A 557-nucleotide genomic window follows, 5' to 3' on the forward strand; every position below is an offset into this window, starting at 1 on the left:
CCGGAGCCGCCGCCGGGCCGGCCGCCGCCCGCGGGCACGTGGCCGGCGGAGTCGTCGAAGGGGCCGGGGCCGTCGCGCCAGATGCCGTGGAGGCGCGGCCGGTAGGGCGAGGGCGGATCGTCGTCGCCGTCGGCGTCACCGTCTGCGTCGCCCTCGGGGTCGCTGAAGCCGCTGGGCGGCAGGCTCCACCAGTCGGGTCCGGGTGCCGGGCTCTCCTCGGCTGCCCGGCCCGTACCGTCCCCGGCCGGGCGTTCCTGCGCCTGCACCGGTGGCGCGTCCGGCGGGACAGACCCGCCCGTGTGCCGCCCGGCGTGCGGCTCCTCCCCTGTGCCGTACCCCTGCGGCCGTTGCTGCCCCTGCACCGGTGGCGGCTGGAACGGGGACTGCGTGTCCCGGCGTTCCGGCGTCCGGGGTCCCGGTTCTTGCCCTTCCGGCGCCTGCGGCCCGGGTACTCGGCGTCCTGGCGCCTCCGGCGCTTGCGCGTCCTGCTGCTGGTCCTCAGGGCGCCCCCGGCGCCCCTCGCGGGGCTCCTCGCGGGGCTCCTCCGAGGCGCGGGC

At 79.9% G+C, this 557-nt stretch carries 1 pseudogene; it reads right to left on the minus strand.

Going from position 1 to position 557, the window contains the following annotated elements:
• Window positions 1-266: pseudogene (locus JFN87_RS33340) on the minus strand (hypothetical protein); the annotation flags it as partial.
• Window positions 267-557 lie beyond the last annotated feature (291 nt).

This window comes from Streptomyces montanisoli (assembly GCF_017813245.1).
Classification (GTDB): Bacteria; Actinomycetota; Actinomycetes; order Streptomycetales; family Streptomycetaceae; genus Streptomyces; species Streptomyces montanisoli.